Raw genomic sequence first — 5,520 nt, forward strand, 5'->3', positions numbered from 1 at the left:
CGAGCTCCTGCGGCGCTTGCTCGAGGCGGCGCACCACGCCCCTAGCGTCGGCCTGATGCAGCCGTGGCGGTTCATGCGCATCAGCGATCGCAGCCTGCGCGGCCAGATCCAGTCCTTGGTGGAGCAAGAGCGAATCCGCACCGCCGAAGCCTTGGGCGAGCGCACCGACGAATTCATGAAGCTCAAAGTCGAAGGCATCAATGATTGTGCCGAAGTCCTGGTCGCCGCGCTGATGGATGATCGCGAACGCCACATCTTCGGTCGGCGTACCTTGCCCGAAATGGACATCGCCTCGTTGTCCTGCGCCATCCAGAATCTGTGGCTGGCGTCTCGTGCCGAAGGGCTGGGCATGGGCTGGGTCTCGCTGTTCGAACCGCAAGCCCTGGCCGATCTGCTGGGGATGCCGCCAGGCGCTAAACCGATGGCCGTGTTATGCCTGGGGCCGGTGCAGGAATTTTATCCTGCGCCGATGCTGGTACTCGAAGGCTGGGCGCAGGTGCGGCCGCTGGGTGAATTGCTGTATGAAAATGTCTGGGGAGTGAGTCAATGAGTGTGGCGTTGTTGAGCGTCGCCGCAGTGGCGCTGGATGCGCTGCTGGGCGAACCCAAGCGCTGGCATCCGCTGGTGGCGTTCGGCCGCTTTGCCGATCGCATCGAGCAACGCTTCAATAGTGGTGGAAGAGGCTGGCGCAGCCATGGCGTGACTGCCTGGGTGCTTGCTGTACTGCCGCTGACTTTGCTGGCGACAGCGCTTTCCTGGGCGCCATTCGTGGGCTGGATCGTCGAGATCCTTGCGCTCTATTGCGCACTGGGCATGCGCAGCCTGGGCGAGCACGTCGAACCGGTGGCCAGGGCCTTGCGCAGTGATGACCTGGAAGAGGCGCGCACCCGCGTCGGTTATCTGGTCAGCCGCCAGACCAGCGAACTGGATAAAACCGCAGTCGCCCGCGCTGCCACCGAATCTGTCCTGGAGAACGGGAGCGACGCGGTGTTCGCCGCACTGTTCTGGTTTGTCGTCGCCGGCGCGCCAGGGGTGGTGCTCTACCGCTTGAGCAATACCCTGGATGCAATGTGGGGTTATCGCAACGAACGCTTCGAGCGCTTCGGGTGGGCGGCGGCGAAAATCGACGACGTCCTCAACTACATTCCTGCGCGACTGGTGGCGTTGACCTACGCCTTGCTGGGCCAAACCCGATTGGCGCTCAAATGCTGGCGGACCCAGGGGCCGACCTGGGACAGTCCCAATGCGGGTCCGGTCATGGCCGCGGGGGCTGGCGCGCTTGGGGTGGAGCTGGGCGGGGCCGCGATTTACCACGGTGAGCTGCACCAGCGGCCGCCGCTGGGCGAGGGCGCGGCTGCGGATGCGGACTCCATCGACCGTGGCTGGCAGTTGGTCCAGCGTGGGGTATGGTTGTGGCTGTTGATCATTTGCGTGGGGGCGCAGTTCTATGCTTGAGCACGGCGGGCGCTTACGCAAAGCGGCAATCGAGTATGGTATTGCCGAAGCCGACTGGCTCGACCTGTCCAGTGGCCTCGCACCCTGGCCGTTTCCTGTTCCGCCGATTCCGTTGCGAGCCTGGGCGCGTCTGCCAGAAAGCGATGACGGCCTTGAACAGGCTGCCTGCGATTATTACGGTGCTGCCCAAGTGCTGCCAGTGGCGGGTTCGCAAATGGCGATCCAGCTGCTGCCGCGTTTGCGCCGCGCCGGCAAGGTCGGCGTGCTGTCGCCGTGCTATGCCGAGCACGCCGAAGCCTGGCGCCGCAGCGGCTACATCGTGCGCGAAGTGCTCGAGCAGGAAGTGGATTTTTTTATCGACAACCTGGACGTGCTGGTGGTGGTCAATCCGAACAACCCCACAGGCCTGAGCCTGCCCCCCAATCGCTTGCTCGACTGGCATTCGCGACTGGCCCAGCGCGGCGGCTGGCTGGTGGTGGACGAGGCCTTCATGGACAACACGCCGCAATTGAGCGTGGCCTCTTATGCCCATCAGGTCGGCTTGATCGTATTGCGTTCGTTCGGCAAGTTCTTTGGCCTGGCTGGCGTGCGGCTGGGGTTTGTGCTGGCCGAGCGCAAGCTCCTCAAATTGCTTGCCGAGCAAGTTGGGCCCTGGGCGGTCAGCGGGCCGACCCGGGTGTTGGGCCAGGCCTGTCTGCTGGATACCCAAGGGCACATCAGGCAGCGTTTGCGCACCCAGGCGGCCAGCGAGCGCTTGGCGCTGCTGCTTGAGCAATACGGCTTCCAGCCGCAGGGGGGCTGTGCATTGTTCCAGTGGCTGATGACTGATCGCGCCGAAGCACTGCATGAGTTCATGGCGCGGCGCGGCATTCTGTTGCGCCTGTTTATCCACAACAGCAGCCTGCGTTTTGGCCTGCCAGCTGAGGAAGCAGACTGGGCGCGTGTTGCGTCAGCCCTTGAGGCCTTTGTCGGGGAGGCACAATGACTACGTTGATGGTGCAGGGCACCACGTCCGACGCCGGTAAAAGTACGCTGGTGACGGCGCTGTGTCGTTGGGTGGTCCGCCAGGGCGTCAGCGTCGTGCCCTTCAAGCCGCAAAATATGGCGCTGAACAGTGCGGTGACGGCCGACGGTGGCGAGATCGGTCGCGCGCAAGCGGTGCAGGCCCAGGCGGCCAATCTCAAACCTCACACCGACATGAATCCGGTGCTGCTCAAGCCCAACAGCGATACCGGTGCCCAGGTGATTATCCATGGGCGGGCGGTGACGACCATGAACGCCGTCGCCTACCACGACTACAAGGCCATCGCGATGCAGGCGGTGCTCGCTTCCCATCAGCGCTTGAGCGCAGCGTATCCGGTGGTCATGGTCGAAGGCGCGGGTTCCCCGGCGGAGATCAATCTGCGCGCCGGCGACATCGCCAACATGGGCTTCGCCGAGGCCGTCGATTGTCCGGTGGTGTTGATTGCGGACATCAACCGCGGCGGGGTTTTCGCGCATTTGGTCGGCACCCTGGAGTTGCTTTCCGCCAGTGAACAGGCACGCGTCAAGGGCTTCATCATTAATCGTTTTCGCGGCGATATCGCCTTGCTGCAACCTGGCCTGGAATGGCTTGAAGAGCGCACTGGCAAGCCGGTGATCGGCGTGCTGCCATACGTGATGGACCTGCACCTGGAAGCGGAGGATGGCATCGATCAACGCCAGACTGAAAAGGTGGAGCAGGTGCTCAAAGTCGTGGTGCCGGTGCTGCCGCGCATCAGCAATCACACTGATTTCGATCCGCTGCGCCTGCACCCGCAAGTGGACTTGCAGTTCATCGGCCCCGGCCAGGGGATTCCCCCGGCCGACCTGATCATTCTGCCCGGCTCGAAAAGCGTGCGCAGTGATCTTGCGTACCTGCGAGCCAATGGCTGGGACACGGCGATCGCCCGTCACTTGCGCTATGGCGGCAAGTTGTTGGGAATTTGCGGCGGCCTGCAAATGCTCGGCGGGCAGGTGCATGATCCGCTGGGTCTGGAAGGGGCGCCGGGTTCCAGCGCAGGACTGGATCTGCTGGCATTCGAGACCCGACTGGAACAAGAGAAGCAGCTGCGCAATGTGCGTGGGCGCCTGGCCCTTGAGAATGCACCGGTCAGCGGCTACGAAATCCACGCGGGCGTGACCACAGGACCGGCGCTGGAGAGGGCGGCGGTGCAGTTGGATGACGGTCGCTGTGAGGGTGCGCGGAGTGCCGACGGACAGATTTTTGGCACTTACCTGCATGGTTTGTTCGAGTCGCCTGAGGCATGCGGTGCGCTGTTGCGCTGGGCTGGCTTGGAGAATGTGCAGGACGTGGATTATCACGGGCTGCGTGAGCGGGACATCGAGCGGTTGGCGGATCTGGTGGAGAAGCACCTGGATACCGGGCTGCTGCGTGAACTCTGTGGGTTTTGAGGTGATCTTGAAGGCCCCTTCGCGGGCAAGCCCGTTCTCACAGTTCGCCCCACTGAAGATTTCAAGGAGTCAACCATGCTGCAATTAATCCTCGGCGGCGCCCGCTCCGGCAAAAGCCGCCTGGCGGAAAAGCTCGCCTGCGACAGCGATCTGAACGTCACCTACATCGCCACCAGCCAGCCACTGGACGGCGAGATGAGCGAAAGGGTGGCCCATCATCGGGCGCGTCGTCCGTCTTCCTGGGCGTTGATCGAAGAACCGCTGGAGTTGGCCCGCGTACTGCGCGAAAACGCCAGAACCGATCGCTGCCTGCTAGTGGATTGCCTGACCCTGTGGCTCACCAATCTGCTGATGCTCGACAGCGCCGAACGCCTGACCGTCGAACTCGATGCTTTACTCGACTGCCTGGCGACCTTGCCTGGTGAAATCATTTTTGTCAGCAACGAGACCGGCATGGGTGTCGTACCGCTGGGCGAATTGACCCGGCGCTATGTCGATGAGGCCGGTTGGCTGCATCAGGCGCTGGCCGAGCGCTGCCAACGCGTCGTCCTCACCGTTGCCGGGCTGCCCCTGACTCTCAAAGGAATTGCGTTATGACCCAAGCCTGGTGGTTCAACCCGTGCCAACCCATAGACATCGGCGCAGTCGAACAGGCTGAGGCCCGCCAGCAGCAGCTGACCAAACCCGCCGGCTCGCTGGGTCGGCTCGAATCTGTAGCGGTGCAGTTGGCGGGGTTGCAGGGGCAGTTGAAGCCGACGCTTGATCAGGTGTGGATTGCCATTTTTGCCGGTGACCACGGCGTGGTTGCCGAGGGTGTCTCGGCGTTTCCCCAGGAAGTGACCGCGCAGATGTTGCACAACTTCGTCAGCGGCGGCGCGGCGATCAGCGTGTTGGCTCATCAGCTTGGCGCCGCCCTGGAAGTGGTGGATCTCGGCACCGTCAACCCGGCCATTGACCTCAAAGGCGTGCGGCATCTGAACATCGGCCCGGGCACGGCGAATTTCGCCGTGACCGCGGCGATGAGCGCGGTGCAGGGTGCGCTGGCGTTGCAGGCTGGTCGCGACAGCGTGCAACGCGCCATTGCTGGCGGCGCCCAGCTGTTTATCGGCGGTGAAATGGGCATTGGCAATACCACCGCAGCCAGCGCCCTGGCCTGTGCACTGCTCGATTGCCCGGTAGTACAAATGACCGGACCAGGCACCGGATTGAACGCGGCGGGGGTCAGCCATAAGGTCCAGGTTATCGAGCGCGCACTGTTACTGCACAGTGCCCAGCGCGGCGATCCGTTGCAGACCCTGTTCAACCTCGGCGGTTTTGAAATTGCCGCACTGGCTGGCGCGTATCTGGCCTGCGCCCAGGAAGGGGTGGCGGTGCTGGTGGACGGCTTTATTTGCAGCGTGGCCGCGCTGGTGGCAGTTCGGCTGAATCCTGAATGCCGTCAATGGCTGTTGTTCGCGCATTGCGGCGCCGAGCCGGGCCATCGCCATGTGCTCGAAACACTCGGCGCTGCCCCCCTGTTGGAGCTCGGCCTGCGCCTTGGCGAGGGCAGTGGTGCTGCGCTGGCCGTGCCATTGCTGCGCCTGGCCTGCAGCCTTCACGGGCAGATGGCAACTTTTGCCGAAGCCGCCGTCG

General features: G+C 63.6%; 6 protein-coding genes. All 6 read left to right on the top strand.

The genetic code is table 11. The features are described from left to right. Positions 1-550 (top strand): 5,6-dimethylbenzimidazole synthase (bluB, locus tag L9059_RS30340; protein ID WP_247296401.1); only part of this gene is annotated, 550 nt, incomplete at its 5' end. Beyond that, the gene (gene cbiB / locus L9059_RS30345) at positions 547-1,455 is read left to right on the top strand and encodes an adenosylcobinamide-phosphate synthase CbiB (protein WP_247296419.1); all 909 of its coding nucleotides are present in this window, start codon (positions 547-549) and stop codon (positions 1,453-1,455) included. The genes bluB and cbiB, both read left to right, overlap by 4 nt. Further along, a complete protein-coding gene (cobD, locus tag L9059_RS30350) occupies positions 1,448-2,440 on the top strand; it encodes a threonine-phosphate decarboxylase CobD (protein ID WP_247296422.1) in 993 nt (330 codons plus the stop codon). The genes cbiB and cobD overlap by 8 nt, the downstream gene beginning before the upstream one ends. Next, positions 2,437-3,888 (top strand): cobyric acid synthase, encoded by a 1,452-nt coding sequence (locus L9059_RS30355; RefSeq protein ID WP_247296425.1) that lies wholly within the window; start codon positions 2,437-2,439, stop codon positions 3,886-3,888. The genes cobD and L9059_RS30355 overlap by 4 nt, the downstream gene beginning before the upstream one ends. 75 nt (positions 3,889-3,963) lie before the next feature. After that, on the top strand, positions 3,964-4,485 hold the full coding sequence (cobU, locus tag L9059_RS30360; protein WP_247296428.1) for a bifunctional adenosylcobinamide kinase/adenosylcobinamide-phosphate guanylyltransferase: 522 nt from the start codon (positions 3,964-3,966) through the stop codon (positions 4,483-4,485). After that, the coding region (gene cobT, locus L9059_RS30365) for a nicotinate-nucleotide--dimethylbenzimidazole phosphoribosyltransferase (RefSeq protein ID WP_247296448.1) at positions 4,482-5,520 on the top strand (1,039 nt) is incomplete at its 3' end. The genes cobU and cobT, both read left to right, overlap by 4 nt.

The organism is Pseudomonas violetae, from assembly GCF_023072615.1.
GTDB classification, from domain to species: Bacteria; Pseudomonadota; Gammaproteobacteria; order Pseudomonadales; family Pseudomonadaceae; genus Aquipseudomonas; species Aquipseudomonas violetae.